Annotated in this window: 20 protein-coding genes and 1 tRNA gene; 5 read left to right on the forward strand and 16 right to left on the reverse strand. The window is 70.1% G+C overall.

Annotated features, from left to right (window positions below):
- Position 1: 1 nt before the first annotated feature.
- The 12 genes from ACIBMZ_RS00295 to ACIBMZ_RS00350 all read right to left on the reverse strand — a co-directional run bounded on the left by ACIBMZ_RS00295 (position 2) and on the right by ACIBMZ_RS00350 (position 13,794).
- Positions 2-1,303 carry an MFS transporter gene (locus tag ACIBMZ_RS00295; protein WP_396689683.1) on the reverse strand — a complete coding sequence of 434 codons (1,302 nt, stop codon included), beginning with the start codon at positions 1,301-1,303 and terminating at the stop codon, positions 2-4.
- On the reverse strand, positions 1,300-2,544 hold the full coding sequence (locus ACIBMZ_RS00300) for an ATP-grasp domain-containing protein (RefSeq protein WP_396689685.1): 1,245 nt from the start codon (positions 2,542-2,544) through the stop codon (positions 1,300-1,302). The genes ACIBMZ_RS00295 and ACIBMZ_RS00300 overlap by 4 nt, the downstream gene beginning before the upstream one ends.
- A gap of 45 nt (positions 2,545-2,589) precedes the next feature.
- A complete protein-coding gene (locus ACIBMZ_RS00305) occupies positions 2,590-3,624 on the reverse strand; it encodes an SGNH/GDSL hydrolase family protein (protein ID WP_396689687.1) in 1,035 nt (344 codons plus the stop codon).
- A 43-nt stretch (positions 3,625-3,667) separates the two neighbouring features.
- The gene (locus ACIBMZ_RS00310; protein WP_396689689.1) at positions 3,668-4,723 is read right to left on the reverse strand and encodes a LuxR C-terminal-related transcriptional regulator; all 1,056 of its coding nucleotides are present in this window, start codon (positions 4,721-4,723) and stop codon (positions 3,668-3,670) included.
- Positions 4,724-4,730: 7 nt separating this feature from the next.
- Positions 4,731-5,966 (reverse strand): acetyl-CoA carboxylase biotin carboxylase subunit family protein, encoded by a 1,236-nt coding sequence (locus ACIBMZ_RS00315; RefSeq protein ID WP_396689691.1) that lies wholly within the window; start codon positions 5,964-5,966, stop codon positions 4,731-4,733.
- A 124-nt stretch (positions 5,967-6,090) separates the two neighbouring features.
- Positions 6,091-6,738 carry a LysE family translocator gene (locus ACIBMZ_RS00320; protein WP_396689693.1) on the reverse strand — a complete coding sequence of 216 codons (648 nt, stop codon included), beginning with the start codon at positions 6,736-6,738 and terminating at the stop codon, positions 6,091-6,093.
- 36 nt (positions 6,739-6,774) lie between these two features.
- The gene (locus ACIBMZ_RS00325) at positions 6,775-6,915 is read right to left on the reverse strand and encodes a hypothetical protein (protein ID WP_396689695.1); all 141 of its coding nucleotides are present in this window, start codon (positions 6,913-6,915) and stop codon (positions 6,775-6,777) included.
- A 30-nt stretch (positions 6,916-6,945) separates the two neighbouring features.
- On the reverse strand, positions 6,946-8,778 hold the full coding sequence (locus tag ACIBMZ_RS00330) for a carbamoyltransferase (protein WP_396689697.1): 1,833 nt from the start codon (positions 8,776-8,778) through the stop codon (positions 6,946-6,948).
- A 39-nt stretch (positions 8,779-8,817) separates the two neighbouring features.
- On the reverse strand, positions 8,818-10,998 hold the full coding sequence (locus ACIBMZ_RS00335; protein ID WP_396689699.1) for an iron-containing redox enzyme family protein: 2,181 nt from the start codon (positions 10,996-10,998) through the stop codon (positions 8,818-8,820).
- Between the two features lie 264 nt (positions 10,999-11,262).
- Entirely contained in the window at positions 11,263-12,180 is a 918-nt protein-coding gene (locus ACIBMZ_RS00340; protein ID WP_396689701.1) for an Inducer of phenazine A, read from the reverse strand.
- A gap of 579 nt (positions 12,181-12,759) precedes the next feature.
- Positions 12,760-12,833, reverse strand: a tRNA-Pro gene (locus tag ACIBMZ_RS00345).
- A 67-nt stretch (positions 12,834-12,900) separates the two neighbouring features.
- A complete protein-coding gene (locus tag ACIBMZ_RS00350; protein ID WP_396689703.1) occupies positions 12,901-13,794 on the reverse strand; it encodes a metallophosphoesterase in 894 nt (297 codons plus the stop codon).
- Between the two features lie 25 nt (positions 13,795-13,819).
- Between ACIBMZ_RS00350 and ACIBMZ_RS00355 the strand changes: the two genes are divergently transcribed.
- Positions 13,820-14,275, forward strand: a complete 456-nt coding sequence (locus tag ACIBMZ_RS00355) for a GatB/YqeY domain-containing protein (RefSeq protein ID WP_396689705.1) — start codon at positions 13,820-13,822, stop codon at positions 14,273-14,275.
- 117 nt (positions 14,276-14,392) lie between these two features.
- Here the strand turns inward: ACIBMZ_RS00355 and ACIBMZ_RS00360 are convergent, their stop codons facing one another.
- Positions 14,393-16,837, reverse strand: coding sequence for a penicillin-binding protein (locus ACIBMZ_RS00360; RefSeq protein ID WP_396689707.1), 2,445 nt, complete (start codon positions 16,835-16,837; stop codon positions 14,393-14,395).
- A 404-nt stretch (positions 16,838-17,241) separates the two neighbouring features.
- Between ACIBMZ_RS00360 and ACIBMZ_RS00365 the strand changes: the two genes are divergently transcribed.
- Positions 17,242-17,556: a WhiB family transcriptional regulator gene (locus ACIBMZ_RS00365; RefSeq protein ID WP_350698672.1), complete on the forward strand. Its 315-nt coding sequence runs from the start codon at positions 17,242-17,244 to the stop codon at positions 17,554-17,556.
- 9 nt (positions 17,557-17,565) lie between these two features.
- Here ACIBMZ_RS00365 and ACIBMZ_RS00370 read toward each other — a convergent pair whose 3' ends face one another.
- Genes ACIBMZ_RS00370 through ACIBMZ_RS00380 form a run of 3 tightly spaced genes read right to left on the reverse strand, consistent with a single transcriptional unit; the run spans position 17,566 to position 20,368 of the window.
- On the reverse strand, positions 17,566-18,717 hold the full coding sequence (locus tag ACIBMZ_RS00370) for an ArsA family ATPase (protein WP_396689709.1): 1,152 nt from the start codon (positions 18,715-18,717) through the stop codon (positions 17,566-17,568).
- Positions 18,718-18,770: 53 nt separating this feature from the next.
- On the reverse strand, positions 18,771-19,748 hold the full coding sequence (locus tag ACIBMZ_RS00375) for an ArsA-related P-loop ATPase (protein WP_396689711.1): 978 nt from the start codon (positions 19,746-19,748) through the stop codon (positions 18,771-18,773).
- A gap of 26 nt (positions 19,749-19,774) precedes the next feature.
- Complete coding sequence (locus ACIBMZ_RS00380; RefSeq protein ID WP_396689713.1) at positions 19,775-20,368, reverse strand: hypothetical protein; 594 nt, start codon at positions 20,366-20,368, stop codon at positions 19,775-19,777.
- A 326-nt stretch (positions 20,369-20,694) separates the two neighbouring features.
- Between ACIBMZ_RS00380 and ACIBMZ_RS00385 the strand changes: the two genes are divergently transcribed.
- From ACIBMZ_RS00385 to ACIBMZ_RS00395, 3 genes are all read left to right on the forward strand, one after another.
- Entirely contained in the window at positions 20,695-21,171 is a 477-nt protein-coding gene (locus ACIBMZ_RS00385) for a hypothetical protein (protein WP_396689714.1), read from the forward strand.
- Positions 21,172-21,233: 62 nt separating this feature from the next.
- Positions 21,234-21,389 (forward strand): DUF4177 domain-containing protein, encoded by a 156-nt coding sequence (locus tag ACIBMZ_RS00390; RefSeq protein ID WP_013736319.1) that lies wholly within the window; start codon positions 21,234-21,236, stop codon positions 21,387-21,389.
- A gap of 4 nt (positions 21,390-21,393) precedes the next feature.
- The gene (locus ACIBMZ_RS00395; protein WP_396689715.1) at positions 21,394-21,855 is read left to right on the forward strand and encodes a RidA family protein; all 462 of its coding nucleotides are present in this window, start codon (positions 21,394-21,396) and stop codon (positions 21,853-21,855) included.
- Positions 21,856-21,889 lie beyond the last annotated feature (34 nt).

Raw genomic sequence — 21,889 nt, forward strand, 5'->3', positions numbered from 1 at the left:
TTCACCGCGAGGCCACGCCGTCCGGGTCGCGTGGACGTGCCCGACGTCCGGGCGGGGCGCTGTCCCGAGGCGTACCCGGATCGTCGTCGTCCGGGTGGCCACGCATGGTCCGCAGCGGCGAGAGGTAGACCGGCAGGACGGCGACCAGGCTGAGCACGGCCCCGACCCAGAGTGCCTCCCGGAGCCCGACGTGCTCGGCGAGGAACCCCCCGAGGAACGAACCGACCGGCATGGCCCCGAAGATCAGGAAGCGGATCGTGGCGTTCATCCGGCCCTGCAACTGCGGCGGACACAGTTGCTGCCGGATGGCCATGCTGTTCACGTTGTTGATGACCAGGCCGGTGGAGACCAACGCGTTGCCCGCCCCGGCGAGCCAGAGCCGCCAGTCGGCGTCGGCGAGCGGCACGACCAGACCGGCGACACCGGCCACGGCCATCCCGACCCAGACCGCCGGCCCCGGCCCGATCCGGGCGCTGACCCGCCGGACGACGAACGCCCCGACCAACCCGCCGATCCCGCCGACGGCGAACCACAGGCCGACCGTCCCGGGAGCGATGCGCAACTGCTGGGCGAGCAGCACCACCACCACGGTCCCGGTGACGAAGACCCCGAGGTTGAACAGGGCGCCCGAGACGGCGAGCGCACGCAGGGACCGGTGCCCGAAGACGAACGACAGCCCCTGTCGGATCTCCCGCACCAGGTGGCGGTCGGTGCCACGGGCGGGAACGGCCTCCCGCATCCGGATCAGCGTCAGGACCACCGCCGAGGCCAGATAACCGCCCGCGACGGTGAGCACCGCGAGCGGCGCTCCCAGCCACTGGGTCAGGTAGCCGCCGAGGGTGGGACCGCCGACCTGCGCCACGGACCGGGTGCTCTCCAGCTTCGCGTTGCCCTCCACCAGTTGCCCGCGTTCCAGCAGCAGCGGCAGGTAGCTCACGTACGCGGTCTCGAACAGCAGCGTCCCCACGCTCACCCCCAGCGCGACCACGTACAACTGGGCCAGGGAGAGCACGTCCAGGTAGGCGGCCACCGGCACCCAGGCCAACAGCAGACCGCGCCCGAGGTTCGCCGCGATCATGACGGGGCGCTTGCGCCGCCGATCGACCCACGCCCCGGCGGGCAGGCCGACCACGAGGAACGCCACGGTCTGGAACGTCGCCAGCAGCCCGGCCTCGAACGCGGTGGCGTCCAGGGCCAGGATCGCCACCAGGGGCAGGCCGACCCGGCTGAAGTGCGCGCCGAACTGCCCCAGCGTCTGCGTGACCCACAGCAGCCGGAAGTCGTGGTGCCGCAGGAGCGTCACGTGTGGAACTGGATCTGCTGGTCCACCAGGACACAGGTGGCGACCGCCGACTCGGCGTCCGCGCCGGTGGCGAGCACGTAGCCGGAGCTGCAGTCGGCGAGCGTCTGGATCGGGGTGATCACGTCGCCCGGATTCTTGTGCACGACCGCGCCGACCGGTACGTCGACCAGCTCACCGAGCAGCGGGAGGTACACGTCGGTCAACTCGCCGGGCGGTACCCGCTTGACCACCGCCGGGATGTCCTCGGCGACCGTGACGGCGCGGATCTCACCGGGCTCGGGCCGCAGGAACCGGATGGCGGCACCCGCCGTGGGCTGCGGAGACTCGGCGGGCAACGCGTCGATGCCCAACGGTACGGTCAGCCACATCCGGGCCAGGTCCAGGCCGTAGGCCCGGCGGACCAGCTCCGGGATGGCGTGGCCGCCCATCCGGGCGTGCGACTCCAGCACGCGGGGACCTCGCTCGGTCAGGACGAACTCGCTGTGCGAGGGGCCCTCGGTGAGTTCGACCGCGTCCAGCAGGCGCACGGTGAGGTCCCGAAGCTCCGGCAGGTACGGCTCGACGAGCCGGCTCGGCACGCTGACCTGCCACTCCACGTGGTACGAGTTGACCAGGTACTCGGAGTAGCCGACGGGCAGGTGCCGACCGGCGTAGGAGAACGACTCCACGCTCACCACCGGCCCGGAGAGGAACTCCTCGGCGAGCACCGAGGTGTTCCCGGCCTCGGTGTGCACGCGCCAGGCGTGGCCGAGTTCAGCGGCGTCCGCCACCCGCAGGATGTTCCGGCTGGCCGCGCCGTCCACCGGCTTGAGCACGACGGGTCCGCCGACCGCCGCGAGGAAGTCCCGCGCCTCGCGTTCGGAGCGCACCACCCGGTACCGGACCGGGCTCAGGTCGTACTTGGCGAGCCGCTCGCGCATCAGCGCCTTGTCCTTGAGTAGGCGGGCCGTCTTCTCCGAGGTGCCGGGCAGGCCGAGGCCGTCCACCACGTGTCCGGTGGGCACACCCCACGGCTCGGAGACGGTCAGCACCCGGTCGAAGGGGCGCTCGGAGTGCAGCGGGCGCAGCACGTCGAGCATCGCCTCGCCGTCGGCCAGCGGGGCGTGCACGATCCGCTCGCAGTGCGGGCGGATCGACTCCTCGTACTGCCCGGGTTGGTGTACCAGGACGATGTCGACGCCCAGGTCCCGGGCTCCCTTGATCGGGGCGGGACGGCCTCCGATCACCGCTACTCTGAACATCGCGTTCCGCACCTTCTCGTGGGTTGAGGGGTCATCGCTGTCGGTTCAGGAGAGGCCGAGCTGGTCGGCGAGCAGCGCGGCGACGATGTCGTTGCCCTCGTCGGTGAGGTGGGCCCGGTCGACGTACAGCCAGGACTTGTCGGTCACCGCCGCGCGCAGGACCGGGTTGAGGTTCACGAAACGGACGCCCTGCCGCTCGCAGGCCGGTGCCAGCGCGTCGGCGTACCGCTGCCCGGCCGCCACCGAGGAGACGTCGCCGTAGAGGGCCTCCCAGGTGCCCAGCTTGGAGATCCGGTCCAACTCGTCGAAGATCAGCTTCTCCTCGGGCGCGGGCTCGGCCCGCAACCAGGTGGCCATCGGCTGCAACACGAAGGAGACCCGCGCCCCGGTGGCGGCGGCGAGCACCTGCCAGCTCGCGAGGTGCCGACCGACCAGGTCGACCGCGCTGGCGATCGCCTCGTCGAGCTCGGGACGGACCTCGTCCGGCGACGGCCAGGAGGGTACGGCCGACCTGGCCCGACGACCGAAGCTCCGCGACGTCTTGCGGTGCCGGGCCCGTACCTCCTCCATCTGCTCGAAGAACTCGCCGCAGAAGTAGAACGGCCCCTGGTCGGCGCGGTGCATCTCGACCAGCCGGGACATCACCAGCGTGTTGAAGCCGCTGAGGATGACGATCTCCTCGACCGGCGGCAGCAGGTGCCGGTAGAGCAGGAACAGCAGCAGTTCCTGGGTCGAGTTGTAGCAGTGCCCGGCATAGGTAAGCCACGGACGGGACGAGGCGTGCTTCGTCCACAACCGCGAGGCCATCGTGGTCGCGTCGCTGGTGGAGCCGTACCCGAGCGGGACGGAACCGCCGACCAGCAGGCGGACCGGCCCGTCGGGCAGAGTACTGCCGACCGAGGCCTGCTCGTCGACGCCGTGCGAGATGCGGAAGCCCAGCCGGTCGGTGTTGATCGCCTCCGACCGGTAGTCCGGCCGGTTGAAGTACATCAGGTAGGGGAGGTACTGGGTCTCCCCACGGGACGCGAAGTCGTCGTACTGCACCATCTGCGGCGTCAGGATCTCGCGCTGGAGTTTCACGTCGGGTTCTCCTTGTCGGATGGGGAGGGCAGAGGTGCGGGGGTCACCAGAGCGGACTGATGTCGGTCCGGCCCGACTGGTCGGAGTCCGCCACCTCGTCGGCGAGGATCCCGAGCTGAGCGATCCTGACGCCGGCCTGGAAGCGGCTCGACACGTTGAGGCCCTTGAGGATCGAGGAGATGTGCCGTCGACAGGTACGCAGCGCCATGCCCAGCCGGTTGGCGATGGCCTCGTCCTTGAGGCCGGCGGCCATCAGCCGGAGGATGGCCATCCGGGTGCCGAGCGACACCTCGTCCATCTGGTCCTCGGCGAGTTCGAGCGGGACCGCGTTGGCCCAGAGGTGGGTGAACGTGCGGTGCAGGTACTCCACCACCAGGTCGTCGGAGATGACGGCGGCGGCGTGTTCCGCCGATCCCGGTGCGTCGACGGGGACGAACGCCACCCGGCGGTCGAAGATGATCAGACGTTCGAAGCTCGCCGCCGTGGTGCGGATGCCGCCGCCGTACGCCGCGACCGCCTTGGCCCGCGCCGCGAGACCCGGATTCGCGCGGGCGGTGTGGTGGTACACGAACTGACACCGCAGGCCACGGACGAGGATCGAGGTCACCGACGCCTCGGAGGCGCTGAACCGGTCCGTCGACCGGGGACCTCCCGGGCGCAGCGAGAGGATCTCGGTGGCGCAGCGCAGAACCGCTGAGTCGATCTCGTCGCGGATCGCCTTCTCACCCTGGACGACCCGTACGCCGTCGTGCTGCCGGCCGTTCTCGGCCAGCCGCCGGCCGATCGACTGGAGCACCCGGCTGTTGGCGGCCATCGCCTGTTCCCGCTGCCGGATCTCGTCGGTGAGCGGCGCGTTGAGAATGCTCAACGCGACGTCGGGATGGACCGCGGTCAGGCCACCGTCCTCGTCCCGGGAGAGCAGACGGCGCCGGACCAGGTTCTCGCAGGCGCGCGCCCACTCGCCCGAGCCGACGCCGATCTCCGGCGGCGGACGGTCGGCGTGCAGCCGACTGCCCAGCACCGCGTGTTCGTACGCGGCGGACTCGGCGCTGTCGAGCGGGCCACGCTGCTGGTGGAGGCAGGACACCGAGGTGCTCATCGGGGCGTCAGTGGGCCGACGGCAGGTCCGACCGGCTGGGCACACACTCCAACCAGAGCTGGCCCGCCGTACGCCGGATCGCCTTCTCCACGTCGTCGGTGGCCGCGCCGGAGAACCGGAACCGCGCGCCGACGTGCTCGTAGCCGCCGGCTCTCGGGATCTCGGTGCCGACGGTCGGGATCACCCGGGCGTAGGGCCATTCGGCCTCCGGCAGGTCGAGTTCCGCGACGGTGATCCGGCAGGGCGCGGGCACCGGCGTCGGCACCAGCAGCCATCCGCCGACCCGCTGGTCGGTGATCTGCCGGACGGTCGGGGCGCGCCCGAGTTGGATGTGGATCGCCGCTTCCATCAGGTCCACGCCGTGCACCTCGCGCCAGACGAACGGGATCTCGGCGCCACCCACCCGGGAGCCGGCTTCCAGGAAGTTGATCCGGACGGTGCCGTCGGCCTCGGTGCCGACGAACGCCTCCATGTGGAACACCCACGGTGCGTCGCCGAAGGCGGCGCAGGCGTCGGCGAGGAACTCGCCGAGCGGCCCGAGCAGGTCGGCGTCGTCCACCTCCACCGAGCCGAGCACGTCCCCGGCGGCGAACTCCATGCAGGTGTTCACATAGCGCGACGCTCGCCAGGGACCGAGCGCGGAGCCGGTCCACAGGCCGTCGATGTGGAAGACCTGGTCCGGGCAGAAGGTCTGCACCATCCGGGGTTCGGGCGGCAGTCGGTCGAGCATGGACAGGTCGTCGACCGAGTTCAGCCGCAGCACGTCCCGGCTCGCCGTGCCCCGGCGGGGTTTGACGATCAACGGCCAGCCGTGGGAGTCCGCGAACCGCACCACGGCCTGCGTGTCCGGCGCATCGGCGAACGCCGGGATGGCGACGCCGCCGTTCACGACGGTCTGCGCCATCACCAGCTTGTCGCGGAACCGGGCCAGCCGGTCGGGCCGGTCACCGGCCACCGCCAGGCGGGCGCGCAGCTCGGCCGCGGTGTCCAGGTCGCCCTCGTTGAGCGCGATGATGCGTTCGGGGACGCCGAAACGCGCGATCAGCCCGTCGGCGGCGGCGCTCACCAACTCCAGGCGGTCGGTGGCGGCGACCAGCGCCACGGCCGAGGCCGACGCGGGTACGGCGGCCGTGGCCAGTTCGGTGCAGACGTACGTGACGTGGTGCAGGTCGTGGTCGAGGTGTTCCGCGTACCCCGCATAGTGATCGCGCCAACGGTGAATGACCAGAATGTGCGGCTTCATCGGACGTGCTCCTCGCCTGTTTCGTCGATCCACGATTCGAACAGGTGGCGAATTCGCCACCGAACACGTAGTCAAGGAAGTCGCTCGGCGGCACGCAGTAATTGCCCGACGTTGCCGGAATCGACTATTGCGGTACGGTTGCCTCCGTCCGGTCGAACGCCATGCTCGCCGCGAGGCCGATCAGCACGCTGCCCATCATGTAGCGCTGGGCCCGCAGCCAGGCCGGCTTCCGGGCGAGGAAGGCGGCGACCGAACCTGCGGTGAGCACGATGAGGCAGTTCACGGTCAGTGCCACCGTGATCTGGATCAGCCCCAGGGAGAGGCTCTGCGCCGCGATGTCGCCCTTGGCCGGGTCGACGAACTGCGGGAGAAGCGACACGTAGAGCACCGCGATCTTGGGGTTGAGCAGATTGGTCATCAGGCCCATCGTGAACAGCTTCCGGGGCCGGTCCTCGGGCAGGTCCCGGGGCGCGAAGGCGGACTGGCCACCGGGCTTGAGCGCGTTCCAGGCCAGCCACAGCAGGTAGCCGGCGCCCGCGATCTTGATCGCCGTGTAGAGCGCGGGCACCAGCGCGAACACCGCCGAGACACCGGTCACCGCGGCGAGCAGGTAGACGAAGAAGCCGACCGCGACCCCGAGCAGGGAGATCAGGCCGGCCGGGCGGCCCTGGGTGATCGACCGGGACACCAGATAGATCATGTTCGGCCCGGGGGTGAGCACCATTGCCAGGGCGACGGCGGCGATGCCCAGCCCCGCGTTGAGGTCGATCACGTGTTTTCTCCCGCTTCGGACAATGGGCAGCCGAAATCACAGCGGCCGTTCGTGGAAATCCCAGTAGGTGTTCAGCTCCGGCTGCAATTTTCTGCGCAGCGGATCGCGAAACACCCGGAAGAATATACCAACCGGAACGAATATCAGGAGATAGGCCAGGGTCCACAGGAGTCTCATGATCATCCTCGTCGGTGCGGAAGCGGTCGGTCAGTCCAGGGCGATCTCGTCGCGCCAGTCGCCCTGCTCCCGCCATTCGGGCTGGTCGGCCTTGTGCAGGAGGAAGCTGCCCATGGCGAGCAGATCGATGTTGGTGCGCATGAAGCACTGGTAGGCGTCGTGCGGAGTGGCCACGATCGGCTCGCCCCGGACGTTGAACGAGGTGTTCACCAGCACCGGGCAGCCGGTGATCTGCTTGAACGAGGTCAACAGCCGGTGGTAGGCCGGATTGGAGTGGGCGGTGACCGTCTGCACCCGCGCCGAATGGTCCACGTGGGTCACCGCCGGAATCGCCGACCGACGCACCTTGAGCCGATCCAGCCCGGTCGTCGCCGACTCCGACACCTCCCGGCGCTGCTGCTGCGCGACCGGCGCCACGATCAGCATGTACGGGCTCTCCTGGGTCAGGTCGAAGTACTCCTCGACGTCCTCGGCCAGGACCGAGGGCGCGAACGGCCGGAACGACTCACGGAACTTGATCTTCAAGTTCATCGTCGACTGCATGTCGGCGTCACGCGGGTCGCCGATGATCGACCGCGCGCCCAGAGCCCGGGGTCCGAACTCCATCCGGCCCTGGAACCAGCCGACGATCTTGCCGGTGGCCAGCTCCTCCGCCACGTGCTTGGCGATCGCATCCTCGGCCAGCCGGGTGTACGGCACACCCAGACCGTCCAGGAAGCGGGCGATCTCCTCGTCGTCGTACGCGGGACCGAGCAGCGCGGAGGACATGCCGTCACCGCCCCCGGCGAGGTGGGCGCGGGGCGCACCCGACTCCGTCGCCACCAGCAGGGCGGCACCCAACGCGCCCCCGGCGTCACCGGCGGCGGGCTGCACCCACACCGAGTCGAAGAGGCGCTCCCGGACGACCTTGCCGTTCGCCACGCAGTTCAGCGCCACGCCGCCGGCCAGACACAGGTCGGTCTCACCGGTCAGGTCGCGTGCGGTCCGCGCCAGCCGGGTCACCACCTCCTCGGTCACCAGTTGCACCGAGGCGGCCAGGTCGAACTCGCGCTCGGTCAACGGGCTCTCCGGCTCGCGCCGGGGACCACCGAACAGCCGCTCGAACCCGCGACCGGTCATGACGCGACCGCGCAGGAACTCGAAGTTGCGCATGTTCAGCCGGAACGAACCGTCGTCCTTGACGTCGATCAGGTGCTGCCGGATCACGTCGGCGTAGCGCGGCACACCGTACGGCGCCAGCCCCATCAGCTTGTACTCGCCCGAGTCGACCTTGAACCCGCAGAAGTAGGTGAAGGCCGAGTAGAGCATCCCCAACGAGTGCGGATACCGGATCTCCGCCACCTGACGCAGCTCGCTGCCCCGCCCGTGCCACAGGGTGGTGGTCGCCCACTCGCCGACGCCGTCGATGCAGAGCACCGCCGCCGACTCGTACGGGCTGGGCAGGAACGCGGAGGCCGCGTGGGACTCGTGGTGTCGTCGTACGCTGATCTGCGGCACCTCGGCCGACCCCAGCGCCGCCAACGACCGGCGTACCTCGCCGACGGTGTCCCGCTTCCAGGACATCCACTCCGGCATGACCCGGGTGAACGCCTCCAGCGAGAACGGAGCCGAACCGGCGAAGCTGGTCAGCACCCGGCGGAACTTCAGCTCCGGGTCCTCGTAGTAGGCGACGGCGTCCACGTCGCGCAGCGTGACGCCGCCCTCGGCCAGGCAGTACCGGACGGCCTCGGCCGGGAAGGCCGGGTCGTGGCGCTTGCGGGTGAACCGCTCCTCCTGGGCGGCGGCGACGGGCGTGCCGTCCCGCACCAGCACCGCCGCGCTGTCGTGGTAGTAGGCGGACAACCCCAGAACCAGCTTTCCCACTGGCGTTCCCCTCGGTCGTGGGTGTGGGTGGGTGGACGGTCAGATGGCGGCGAGTGACCTGCTGGCCTTTCGGGCGCGGCGAAACGCCCGGCGGGCCAGCAGACCCGTCGGTGGGTTGAGCGAGCGGAAGCCGGTGCGTACCCGGTCCCAGACCTCGGTGACCGCCTGCGCGCCGTGCGAGACCGGCAGCGAGGCGAGATAGGTGTCGACGGCGTCGGCGGCCCAGGCGGAGTGCCCGGTGGCGACGTTGTCGATGGTGTTGTGGATGTCCACGAACTTCGTGGAGAAGCCGTACCTCTTCAGCGCCTGACGGGCCCGCCGGTAGGTGCCGCCGACGCCGGACAGCTCCATGGCCAGGTTCAACCCGAGGATCTCCGGCAGGAACGTACGCGGGAAGCGCCCGATACTCAGCCAGTAGACCGGGAGTTCGAAGGACTCGTCCCGGAACCCGTCCCACTCGGCGAACTCCCGCGACGCCGTCGGCGGCACGTGGACGTCCATCTCGGCGAGCACCTCCCGGTAGATCAACGGGTGGTTCATCCGGGGCACGCCGTTGCCGAGCTCGTCCCAGTAGGTCTCGAACAGGAAGTAGCCCTGCTCCGACGCCGCATGTTCGTAGTCGGTGAACCCCTGGAGCCAGGCACCGTCGATCAAGGTCAACGGGGCCAACTGCACGGTGGAGTCGACGAGATCCTCCCGCGTCGGCATCGGCGTGCCGGCCGACTCCTCGAAGTCACGCCCCTGCCGGTCGTGCTGCTCGACGAGCCAGGGACGCAGGCCCTCCCGTCCCCACACGTCGGGCAGGCGCTGCGGGTCCGACGCCATGTTGTGCCGGGACCGCGCCAGCCAGCCCCGCACGTAGTCGACGGCGAACCGGCGGACGGCCGGGGTGTCCGTCCGTTGCTGGAGCAGGTGGTACGCCTCCCGGACGTCACCCGGCTCCCGGTCGTCCGCGACCGAACCGACCGTGACCGAGGCCAGCACTGTCGGGGACACCGTGGGCGCCTGCTGGACCGGCCCGGGTCGAGCCCGCTCCGGCTGCCCGGTGGGGAGTGAGTCGATCCACCGGCGGATGACGACCAGGTCGGCCGGGGAGAACACCCGGAACATCGGGCCCCGCTCCCCGACGAGACCGTTGACCAGCGGGCTCTGCGCGGAGCGGCCCGGCTTGACCAGGCGGCTGGCGGCCAGTTCGGCCAGCAGCCCGCTCGGATCCGTGCGGGCCTCCGCCAACCAACTCGACAGCGAACGGTCCGCCACGGTGAAGTCCCGGTGGTAGACCGCGCCCTCGCGCGCCCGATGGCGGAGCAACTCGGCCATCTCGTACGCCGGGTCGAGGGCCTCCGCCAGCTCCGCGTACAGAGTCGTGCTCCACCTGCGCAGCACGGTGAACGCCCACCGGAAACCGGCGGTCACCCGGGCCAGCTCCCCGTCGGCGAAGCCGTGCTCGACGACGTCCCGGCACAGCTCCAGCCCGGTCCGCGGATCGCCGTCCCGGGCGGCGGACGGGTCGACGGCACTCCAGTCCACGAGTTGTGGATGCGCCTGACGCACCAGCCGCAACGCGGGCAGCAGTCCGACCGTACGCAGACACAGGTCGGCGCCGAGGATCTCGGGGCGGAACTCGACCGGTCTCCGGCTCATCGCCAGCAGGATCGCGGGCAGGTAGAAGTGGTGGTCGGCCACCCGAGGGTCGTGCGCCAGCCGGGCCACCGGCACCGCGTGCTCGGACAGGTGCAGGTGGCGGAGCAGGGCCAGGTAGACGCTGCCGCGCGAGTCCTGCGGCCGACCGACGCCGACGTCGGAGGCGTACAGGGTCAGGATGCGCAGCGTCGTCGCCTCGTCGGCGTTCCCGGGCGCACTCTGCCACTGCAACCAGGCCCCGGACCGCAGCGCGAGCGGCGCCGCCGCCAGGGCGGTGCGGCGGACCAGGGACTCGGTGGCCAGCGGAGCCGGGGCGGTGGAGACCAACTCCTCGAACCGGCGGGACTCGGCGGTCGACCAGCGCACCGCCTCGTCCCGAAGCCCGTCAAGTGCTGCCGGCAGCGACTCCTGGTCGGCGAGGTCGCCGACCTCGGACCGCAGCCGGGCGACGAACGGGTCACCCGGAAAGGAGGTCTCCGGGTCGACCGCGATGACGAAGAGTTCGCGGGACCGGGCCTGATGATCAATCGGTCGGGCCGCCTGCCGGTCCGACTCACCGTCTTCTTTCGTTGACACTGCCAGCTCCTGGCTCTATCCGTGTCTGCTATCCCGAAACAAATTGGTAATCAAATGTCCGGACGGAGTTCGACGGCACGGAGGGCCCGCGCGACGAACATGTCACGTGTCGCCACGGGAAGGTGTCGCCGTCTCGGGAAGCTAGAACATCGGGTAGATGGAGGCGTCGTTCTTCGGCTTCTTCTTGCGTCCGAAGATCTTGTTAAGAATTCTGCGCACCACGTTCATCTTTCTGTCCTCACCTGAGGCGGGCCCGTGTCGGCCCTAGGACGAGAAATGCAACTGTTCGGCCAACAGCCGGGCCACCAGGTCCAAACCGTGGTCGGTCATGTGGGCTCGGTTGACAAACAGCCAGTCGTCGTCCTTGACGCTGGTCGCGAGGAGGGGGTTGATGTCCAGGAATTCCACGCCGATCTTCTCGCAGCCCAGTTGCAGCAGCTCGGCATATCTGCGGGCCGAATCCCTGGTGGCGATGTCACCGAACAGCTCCCAGAAGTTCGAGATCCGGTCCAGCTCGTCGAAGAGTCGCTTCTCCTGTGGTGCCGCCGACTCGCGTACCCAGGTGGCGAGCGGTTGCAGCACGAAGGCGATCCTGGTGTCGGTCGCGGCGGCGAGCTGCTTCCACGACTCCAGATGCCGCACGGTCAGCGCTGCGGCGTCCGCGATGCGTACCTCCAGCGGACGGACCGGTTCGTCGTCTCCGGCCGACGGGGCGGCAGGGCCGAACGGGTGCGTCCGGTGCTGGGACCTGAGCTTGTCCATCTGTCCGAAGAAGTCGCCGCAGTTGAAGAACGCGCCGTCGTCGCCGCGCTGGGCGGCGGGCAGGCGGGCCAGGGCGAGGTTGTTGAGCCCGGACACGATGACGATCTCCTCCACCGGCGGCAGCAGGTGCCGATAGAAGAGGAAGAGCAACAGCTCCTGGGCGGAGGAATGACTGCGTCCCGCGAAGTTCAACCAGGGCAGCGAGGGTGCGTGGGCGGCCCACAGTCGCGAGGCGAGTGTCGCCTGATCGCTGGTGGCTCCGATGCCCATCGCCATGGAACTGCCGGCCAACAGCCGGATCGGGCCGTCGGTCGGCTCCCCACCCGCCGACGCGTGGCTGTCCATGCCGTGCGAGATGCGGAAACCGAGGCGATCCGTATTGATGACCCGGGACCGGTAGTGCACGCGGTGAAAATGCATCACATAGGACATCCAGCGGGCCTGACCGCGTTGGTCGAAATCGTCGTAAACAAGCATCTGCGGGGTCAACTCGGAGCGCGCCGAGCTTGGACAACGCACTGTTCCCCCAATAGAGAGAATTATCCGGCCGCGGCCCCCAACCCATCTACGGCCGTTGTTGCGTGAGTACGGTAACACGCTCAGTGGTGGAGGAAAAAGGGTCGACCACGGGAATTATTGCCTGTCTGGTTTATCCTGGCTTGAGTGGAGGATTCCCGAACCAGCAAACATTGAACTGATCTCAGCGACTTTGCGCGTAGGTATTTGTGTTCGAAACGAGGTGCCCCGATTGTGGCGGCGGCCGTGTCGAGTGAGGTCAGACGGCCTTTCGGGTGTTCTCGGACTGTAGTGCACCACCACCGTTCTCGGGGGGTGGGATGCGCGGGTCGACGCGGCTGCGGCGGCGGCCGGATCGTTCGGCCGAATGATGTACGCCACTGTCCGCCGGTCGCCCTGCGGCGGCGGTCCGCGCAGGACTCGCCGCACCTCGCACGAGAGAGGCCCTGGCCGGCGAGAATGCCGATCAGGGCCTCACATCTGTCGGGGTGGCCGGATTCGAACCGACGACCTCTTCGTCCCGAACGAAGCGCGCTACCAAGCTGCGCCACACCCCGAGGCGTGCGGACAAATACTAGCCCACCCGCCCCAGGGGTCAAACTCGGTACCCCCGGGGCGGGGAGGTCAGCGCGGGATCAGGGTGAGCAGGCTGGCCTCGGGCGGGCAGGCGAACCGCACCGGGGCGGTCGGATGGGTGCCGAGGCCGGCGGAGACGTGTAGCCAGGAGTCCGAGCCGGGCCAGCGGTGCAGGCCCTTGGCCATCGACCGGGGCAGCCCGCAGTTGGTCACCAGCGCGCCCACACCCGGTACGCACACCTGGCCGCCGTGGGTGTGCCCGGCGAGCAGCAGCCCGAAGCCGTCGGCGGCCATCTCGTCGAGCAGAGCCGGCTCGGGGGAGTGGGTCAGCGCGATGGAGAGGTCGGCCGAGGCGGAGACCGGACCGGCCACGGAGGGGTAGTCGTCGCGTTCGATGTGCGGGTCGTCCACACCGACCATGTCGATCGCCCGGCCGCCGGCCTTGAGCGTGCCCCGTCGGTTGTTCAGGTCGGTCCACCCGGCCCCGGTGAAGACGTCGCGCAGGTCCTCGTAGGGCAGCTCGACGCCCTCGGTGTACTCCCGGTCGGGCAGGAAGTAGCTGAACGGGTTCTTCAACACCGGGCCGGTGTAGTCGTTGGAGCCGAAGACGAAGGCACCCGGGTAGTCGAGCAGCGGTTGCAGCGCCCGCAGGACGCCCGGCACCGCCCCCGGGTGGGCCATGTTGTCCCCGGTGACCACGACCAGGTCGGGGTCGAGGGCGGCCAACGAGGCCACCCAGTTCTGTTTGCGTACCTGGTTGGGGGTCATGTGCAGGTCGGAGAGGTGCAGGACGCGCAGCGGCTCGGTGCCGGTCGGCAGCACCGGGACGTCGAAGCGCCGGAGGGTGAACATGTTGCGCTCGACGAGGGACGCGTACGCCAGGGCGGCGGCGCCCGTCGCGACAGTGGCGGTCGCGAGCCGGAATAGTGTGCGCTTTCGCATGCCGATCAGGGTAGTTTGGGCGACCATGAGCACGCTGAAGGACCGTCTGACCGCCGACATGCGCGCCGCCCTCAAGGCCCGCGACGAGCTGACCACCTCCACCCTGCGGATGGCCCTGGCCGCCGTGGGCACGGCCGAGGTCTCCGGCAAGGCCAAGCGTGAGCTCAGTGACGACGAGGTGCTGGGTGTGCTGACCAAGGAGGCCAAGAAGCGTCGCGAGGCGGCCACCGCCTTCGCCGACGCGGGTCGCGCCGAGCAGGCCGCCAAGGAGACCGCCGAGGGCGAGGTGCTGGAGCGCTACCTGCCGAAGCAGCTCTCCGACGCCGAGCTGACCGAGTTGGTCGCGGGGGCACTCGCCACGGGCGGGTTCACCGGCAAGGCGCAGATGGGGCCGGCCATGAAGGCGGCCCAGGCCGCGACGGCCGGCCGGGCCGAGGGTGGTCGGGTCGCCGCCGAGGTACGCCGACAGCTCGGCCTCTGACACCTCACCGGCCGGTACGCGCCGGGCGGCGCTACGGCTGACCACGCCCGACGACGCGGAACGGGCGGGCAACCCCTCCAGGGTTGCCCGCCCGTTCGCGTGCGGTCTCGGCGGTGATCAGCCGCCCGGTCGGCCCGGCGGTCTACCGGGGCTGCTCGGCGTACCACCCGGAGGGCCGTTGCCGGCGTCGTTGTTGCCGCCACCACCACCGGCGCTGACCAGGATCGTCACGATGCCGTTCTTGATGGTGCGACCGTCCGGGCTGGTGCCGGCTGCGGTGCCCGCCGCGCATTCCGAGGCGACCCGGTTGCTGGAGACCACCGGCTGGAACCCGGCACCGGAGATGCGGGATCTGGCCTCGTCGACGGAGAGGCACTTGACGCCGGGGATGCTGCGCTGGTCGCCTTCGGCGATCTTCCTGCCGGGCGGGTCGAAGTTGATCCTCTTCTTGCCCTTCATGGCGTCCCGCAGCGTCTCGTTGACCGGCGGGTTGATGCCGTCCGGCTGGTTGTGCCTCATCTTGACGTTGGTCTGCGGCCAGTCCGGGTCGGCCATGATGCCGGCGACCGCATACTGCTTGGTCATCGCGACCAGGGAGGCGGACTTCTCGCCGTCGGTGGTGCCGGACTTGCCGGCGACCGGCGCGTCGACGAGAGCCTTGGTCTGCGGGGACGTCCGGCTGCTACCGCACTTGGTGGTGGGGGAGTTGTCGCCGACCGGGCAGCGGGCCGCGTCCACGGCCGCCCGGGCCACGTCCGTGCTGATCCGCTTCTCGCAGCGCGGGTTCGCCACGTCCAGCTTGTTGTCGTCGATGTCGCGGATCTCCTGCACCGGGATCGGCTCGCAGTACTTGCCGTCGGCGGCCAGCGTGGCGTAGGAGTTGGCCAACTCCAGCGGGGTGACCTGCGAGACGCCCAGCGTGAAGGCGCCCCACTGGTTCGCCGACTCCTTGGTTCGCGCGAGGTCCGCGTCCTCGCGCTCCCGGAACTGGATGCCGAGACGCTTGGCCACGTCCACCACGTTCGCCGCGCCCACCTGCTGCTGCAGCGGGACGAAGTAGGTGTTGGTCGAGGCGGAGAACGCGCTCCACATGTCCTTCACGCCACCGGGCTGCTTGTTCGAGTTGGTCGGGCAGTAGAAGTGCGTGCCCTCGCAGGCGGCCGGGCTGCTGGGGCTGATGATGTACTCGGACTTGAACTGCTGCGGGGCGTTGATGGTGTAGCTGAGCGGGATGCCCTTCTCCAGCGCGGCCACGATCGTGAAGATCTTGAAGACCGAGCCGGCCTGGTAGCCGGTGATCCCGTCGCCGCCGGTGAGCAGCGGGTTGACCGTGTTCGGGTAGTTGCCGCGCTTACCGTTCTCGCGTTGCTTGGGTTCGCTGTGCGGCAGGTTCTTCGGCTTGTTCGGGTTGTCCAGCTTGTAGTTGCGGTTGACCGAGAGCGCCCGGACCCGGCCGGTGCCGGGCTCGACCACCGCGATCATCGCGGCTTCCTTGGACTTCACCGACTTGGCCTTGCGGACCGCCTTGTCGGCACCGTCCTGGGCCTGCTTGTCCAGGGTGGTGACGATCGTGTAGCCGCCGCTCTTGAGGAGCCGCTCCCGGTCGTACGTGGTCGAGCCGAACGTCTCCTGCGACAGCCACCAGCGGTAGAAGTAGTCGCAGAAGAAGCCCCAGGCGTTCTTGTTGGTGGCGACGCAGCCGTTCGGTGCCCGCTTGCCCTTCACCACCAGCTTGGCGGCCTTGGCCTTGTCGGCGTCCTCCTGGCTGACGGCGCCGGTCTTGACCATGTTGTCGATCACGTAGTTGCGCCGGGCCTCCGCCAGCGGGTGGCCGCCCTTGGTGGTCGGGTCGAACGAGGTCGGCGCCTTGACCAGACCGGCCAGCATGGCGGCCTCGTCGATCGTCAGGTCCTTCGGCGGCTTGTTGAAGTAGACCTGGCTGGCGGCGTAGACGCCGTAGGTGCCGTTGCCGAACGCGGCGAGGTTGAGGTAGCGCTCCAGGATCTGGTCCTTGGTGAGCGTCTTCTCGATCTGCAACGCGTAGTTCATCTCGCGCAGCTTGCGGGCGCTGGTGTCCTCCGTCGCGGCGACCACGTCGGCCGGGTGCGTCGCCGAGTACGCGATGCTCATCCGGACGTACTGCATGGTCAGCGTCGAGGCGCCCTGCCGGTCGTTGCTGGCGGAGCTGTTGTTGACGAACGCGCGGGCGACGCCGTTGAGGTCGACTCCGTTGTGGTTGTAGAAGTCGTGGTCCTCGGCGGCGATGATCGCGTTGCGCATGTTCTCGCCGATGTCGTCGAACGTGATGTCGCGCCGGTTCTCGTCGTACATCGTGGCCAGTGGTGTCTTCTTGTCACTGGCCAGCAGGTAGCTGATCTGGGGGGCGCGGGACACCGTCAGTTCCTTCGGCAGCGCGCCGAAGGTCTCCGCGCCGGCCTTGGCGGCCAGGCCAGACATCGCCACCGCGGGGAATGCCGCCGCGGCGACCACCACGCCGGCCAACAACCCGCAGATGAGCAGCGATGCGGCGTTGGTCAGAATGTTGTGGTCACGTTTCCGCATCCAGGTCACCTCGACAGGGTACGCGAACAGGTAACGAGGGGCGCTGGGGCGTCTTTTCCCCATTTCCTGCGCGCGCCGTCCTCGTTGTGCTAGACGCGTGGCACCGGAGATCTGGTTGCCTGTGATCCGTGCCGAGTCTCCTCTGGACGAGGGGTGACGCGCAGCGTTTTCGCGGACTCCGGTGGGGTAAGCGGGGGTCCCGAGCCCGAGAAGCCGGGAGTGTCCGGAATGATGGATTTAGCCGACAACGTTGCGTAATCGGGTGACTACAGAGCATGATGGTTGCGGCGACAGCGCCACATGTCGTCTGTGCCGCCTTGGGGTAAGGCGTGCCGGACGACCGGGGGGAATTGCCGGCTGGCCCGCGACGGCGTCGGTAGTACTGCAAGGGGGGACGAGTACAGATGGGCATGATCACTGACTGGCCGTCGTTGGCGGCATGTCAGAACGGGGACCCGGACGCGTTGTTCGTACAGGGCGCCGAACAGAACGTGGCCAAGCGGATCTGCCGGAGTTGCCCAGTCCGCTACGAGTGCCTGGCCGACGCGTTGGACAACCGGATCGAGTTCGGCGTCTGGGGTGGCATGACCGAACGCGAACGCCGGGCACTGCTGCGCCGGCACCCGCAGGTGACGAGCTGGCGCAAGATGTTCGAGGCGGCGATGAAGAAGAACGCCAAGGACAAGGCCGGCAAGGACAAGATCCTCGCCACCACCTGACCGGCGCGATCAGGAGCGGCTGATCGCCGCTGCGATCGTCCGCAGCCCGTCGACGTCGTGCACGTCGGCGGGCTGTGCCGTCACCGAGACGGTCGGCACCTGCGGGAACGCCTCGGTGAACCGTGCCGCCACGTGCTGCTCGCGTACCGCCTGCTCGGCCAGGGCCGCGTGGGCGCGCAACACCTCGACGACGCCCTCGTGACCCCCGGTCGAGGCCAACCGGTCGGCGGCGGCCCGGCTGTCCGACGCGTCCAACCCGGTGTCGGCCGGGCGGTGCACCCGGTTGAGCACGAGGCCGGCCAGCGGCATCCTCTCCTCCCTCAGCCGCCCGGCGAAGTAGGCGGCCTCCCGGACCGCGTCCGGCTCCGGCGTCGCGACCAGCAGGAACGCCGTCTCGCTGGCCTGGAGGATGCGGTACGTCTGTTCGGCCCGCTGCCGGAACCCGCCGAACATCGAGTCGAGCGCGGCCACGAAGCCGGACAGATCAGTCAGCAACTGCGCGCCGAGGATCTTCTGGACCACCCGGGAGAACATCCCGAACGAGGCGGTGACCAGGCTGAACATGCTGCGTCCGCCGGTCCGTGCCGGGGCCAGCAGCAGGCGCAGCATCCGCCCGTCGAGGAACCGGGACAGCCGGGCCGGCGCGTCCAGGAAGTCCAGCGCCGACCGTGACGGCGGCGTGTCCACCACGATCAGGTCCCAGTCGCCGCGCGCGTGCAACTGGCCCAGCTTCTCCATCGCCATGTACTCCTGCGTACCGGCGAAGGTGGAACTCATCGCCTGGTAGAAGGGGTTGGCGAAGATCTCCGCCGCCTTCGACGGGTCGGTGTGCGCGAGCACCACGTCGTCGAAGGTGCGCTTCATGTCGAGCATCATGGCGTGCAACTCGCCGCCGCTGGCCTCGACGTCGATGCCCTTGACCTGCCGGGGTGTGTTGTCCAGCTCGGTCAGGCCGAGCGACTGGGCCAGCCGCCGGGCCGGGTCGATGGTGAGCACCACCGTCCGGCGACCGTGTCGCTCGGCCGCGCGGAGCGCGAGCGCGGCGGCCGTGGTCGTCTTACCCACCCCGCCCGCACCGCAGCAGACCACGATCCGTACGCCGGGATCGGCCAGGATCCGGTCGACGTCCAGCAGCGGCGCGGCGTTGTCGGAAGGCACCATTCGAGCGTATCGGCCCGACCCGGTCCGCGCGGCGGGCCGAGGTCAGGTGTGAGTCAATCGCCCCGCACCAGAGCGGCGGCGAGCACGTCCAGGCCGGCGCGGTCCACCCCGTCGGGCAGCAGCGGCAGCTCCACCAGGGGCACGTCGAGTTCCGCCAGATCGGCGCGGAGCGAGTCCTCCAGCTCGCGGCGGACGGCCTGGTCGCGTGCCTCGTCGCGCAGCCCGTCCAGGGTTCGCCGGTCGGCGGGCAGACCGGCGGCGCGCAGCCCCCGCGCAAGCTCCGCCTCGGTGACGATCCGTCCCGCCGGCAGCGGCGACCGGGTCCCGTTGACGATCACCCGACCCACCCCGAACCCGAGCGAGGCCAGCTCGGCGATGGCGTCGACGGTCTCCTGGACCGGCATCTCCTCCAACAGCGTCACCACGTGCACGGCGGTCATCGGCGACCGCAGCAGCACCGAGACGCTCTCGCTCTGGGTCTTGATCGGGCCGACCTTGGCCAGTCGGGCGGTCTCCGCGGTCACGTTCAGGAAGCGGCCGATCCGGCCGGTCGGCGGGGCGTCCAGCACCACCGCGTCGTACACCCGCCGTTGCTCGACCCGGCGGGTCGTGGCCTCCTTGACCTTGCCGGTGAGCAGCACGTCGCGGAGGCCGGGGGCGATGGTGGTGGCGAAGTCGATCGCGCCGAGCTTGCGTAGTGCCCGGCCGGCGGCGCCCAGCTTGTAGAACATGTCCAGGTACTCCAGCAGCGCTTCCTCGGCGTCCACCGCGAGCGCCCACACCTCACCGCCGTCCGCCGCGTCCGCCAGGTGTCGCTCGGCGTACGGCAGCGGGTCGGTGCCGAAGAGCTGGGCGATGCCCTGCCGCCCCTCCACCTCGACCAGCAGCGTGCGCCGCCCACCGGCGGCCAGGGCCAGGGCCAGGGCGGCGGCCACGCTGGTCTTGCCCGTGCCGCCCTTGCCGGTCACCACGTGCAGGCGGGCGGGCCACTCCGTACCGGCCCGGTCGGCCGGGCGCTGCGCTGCTGCCACCGGCCGAGCCTATCCAGCGGGCCGGCTCAGGCGACCTCGCAGACCCACCAGCCGCTCTTCCGGATCACCGTGAAGCGCAGGTCCTGGTCGGCGATCTTCTCGTCGGCCGTGGTCACCGTCACGGTGGTGGTGACGGTGGCCCGGTCCCCGGTCTCGTTGTCGACCTTCGGGGTGTCCCAGCGGAACCGGGGGCTCTGGTGCGCCGACACGTACTGCTCGACCTCAGCGACCTTCGCCCGGATCTTGTCCTGGTCGCGGGCGCCGGTGCAGACCAGCCGGGTCGCCTTGGCGGCATCGCGTTCCTGGTAGACCGCGGTGAGGAAGTCGTCGACCGCGACCGACGGATCCTGGGCGCCCTCGCCGGACTCGGCGTTGCGCACGGTCAGGAACGCCGCCACACCGCCGCCCGCGCAGAGCAGCAGCACCACGGCCAGCGCGATCGAGGCCACCAGCGCGCCGCCGCGTCTGCGGGACGGCGCGGCCGGCGGCGGGTACGGCGGATAGCCGCCGGACGACGCCGCAGCCGGTCCCGGACCGGCCGGCGAGGAGGGGGCGACCGGCGAGCCGGCCGGCAGCGGGTCGGTGGGGCCGGTCGGGCCGCCGGTGGGTGGCTGGGTCATCGCGTACCCCCGGGTGCGGCGCACCGCCGCGCGACGGCGACGGGCGTGGGATGGGGCGGCCGGGCCGGGCGCCCGTCCAGACGGGAAGGGTAACGGTCCATCGGTCGGGTGCGGGGGTCCCGGTGTCACCCGTGCGGGCCGCGCGATCAGCTTCCTGCTGATGAGGTGTCGCAAATGTGACGAAAGGCCACTGGGCGCGCGCGTCCTGTTGATGGGACCGCCGCAGCGGTCCTACCGTCGCTCCGGCACGCCCTGAAAGGGCTGGCCGCAGCGGCGCCGGACCGGCCGGCGGCGCCGTGACCAGGTACGACGCCCGGAGGCAGTGCATGCGCGAGATCGACAACACCCCCCGAGTCCAGTTCTCCGCCGGGGGGCGCCGGGGCAGCCGGACGGCCGGCGGCGACTCCTCCGGCCGGCTGCCGGTCAACGAGCGGTCGTACCGGCGCACCGTCGACCCGGTCGGGATGGTCGAGCCGGCCGGCGGGCGCGACGACGAGGTCCCCGGCTACGTCATCCACCTGCCCGTCCGGGTGGCCGACCTGGCCGCCGCGACCGCGCTGGCCGCCCGGGTGGCGACGTCGCTGAACTTCCTGCCCGAGCTGGACGCGGGAGAGACCGAGGTGTCGACCGCCGACGACCAGAACAACCGGCACCAGGTCTTCTGCGACCTGCTGCTGCCCGACCGCAGCCGATGCCCGCAGCCGTACGATCACAAGGGCCTCTGTGGCGAGCTGTCGATCGCCCCCGAGCAGCGTCCCGCCGCGGAGCAGTGGCCGACCTCCGAGCAGCGTCCCGCGTCCTGACCGGCCGGCGGACCGTAGGCTGTGCCCCGAAGTGTCCATGCCACCGAGGGAGCTCTCCACCGATGCAGAAGTGGGAATACGCCACGGTCCCGCTGCTGGTCCACGCGACCAAGCAGATCCTCGACAACTGGGGTGAGGACGGCTGGGAACTGGTCTCCGTCGTACCCGGGCCGAACCCGGAGCAGCTTGTCGCCTATCTCAAGCGCCCGAAGGCGTGACGCGGTGAGCAACGGACCGCACGGGAAGTTGGCCGAACTCGGGCTGGAACTGCCGGAGGTGGTGCCGCCGGTGGCGAGCTACGTGCCGGCGGTGCAGTCCGGCCAGCACGTGTACGTCTCCGGGCAGCTCCCGATGGCCGAGGGCAAGCTGCTGGCCACCGGCAAGGTCGGCGCCGGTGTCTCCGCCGACCAGGCCAGACAGCTCGCCGAGCGGTGCGCCCTCAACGCGCTCGCCGCGATCGACTCGCTGGTCGGCCTGGAGAACGTCGTCAAGATCGTCAAGTTGACCGGTTTCGTGGCGAGCGCCCCCGGCTTCACCGGTCAGCCCGGCGTCATCAACGGCGCGTCAGATCTGTTCGGCGCGGTGTTCGGCGAGGCCGGTCGGCACGCCCGGTCGGCCGTCGGCGTGGCCGAGTTGCCGCTCGACGCGCCGGTCGAGGTCGAGGTCATCGTCGAGGTCGCCTGACCCGACGTCACCGTGATCTTGCGGTTCCGCCCGG

This window comes from Micromonospora sp. NPDC049900 (genome assembly GCF_044461025.1).
Taxonomy (GTDB): Bacteria; Actinomycetota; Actinomycetes; order Mycobacteriales; family Micromonosporaceae; genus Micromonospora.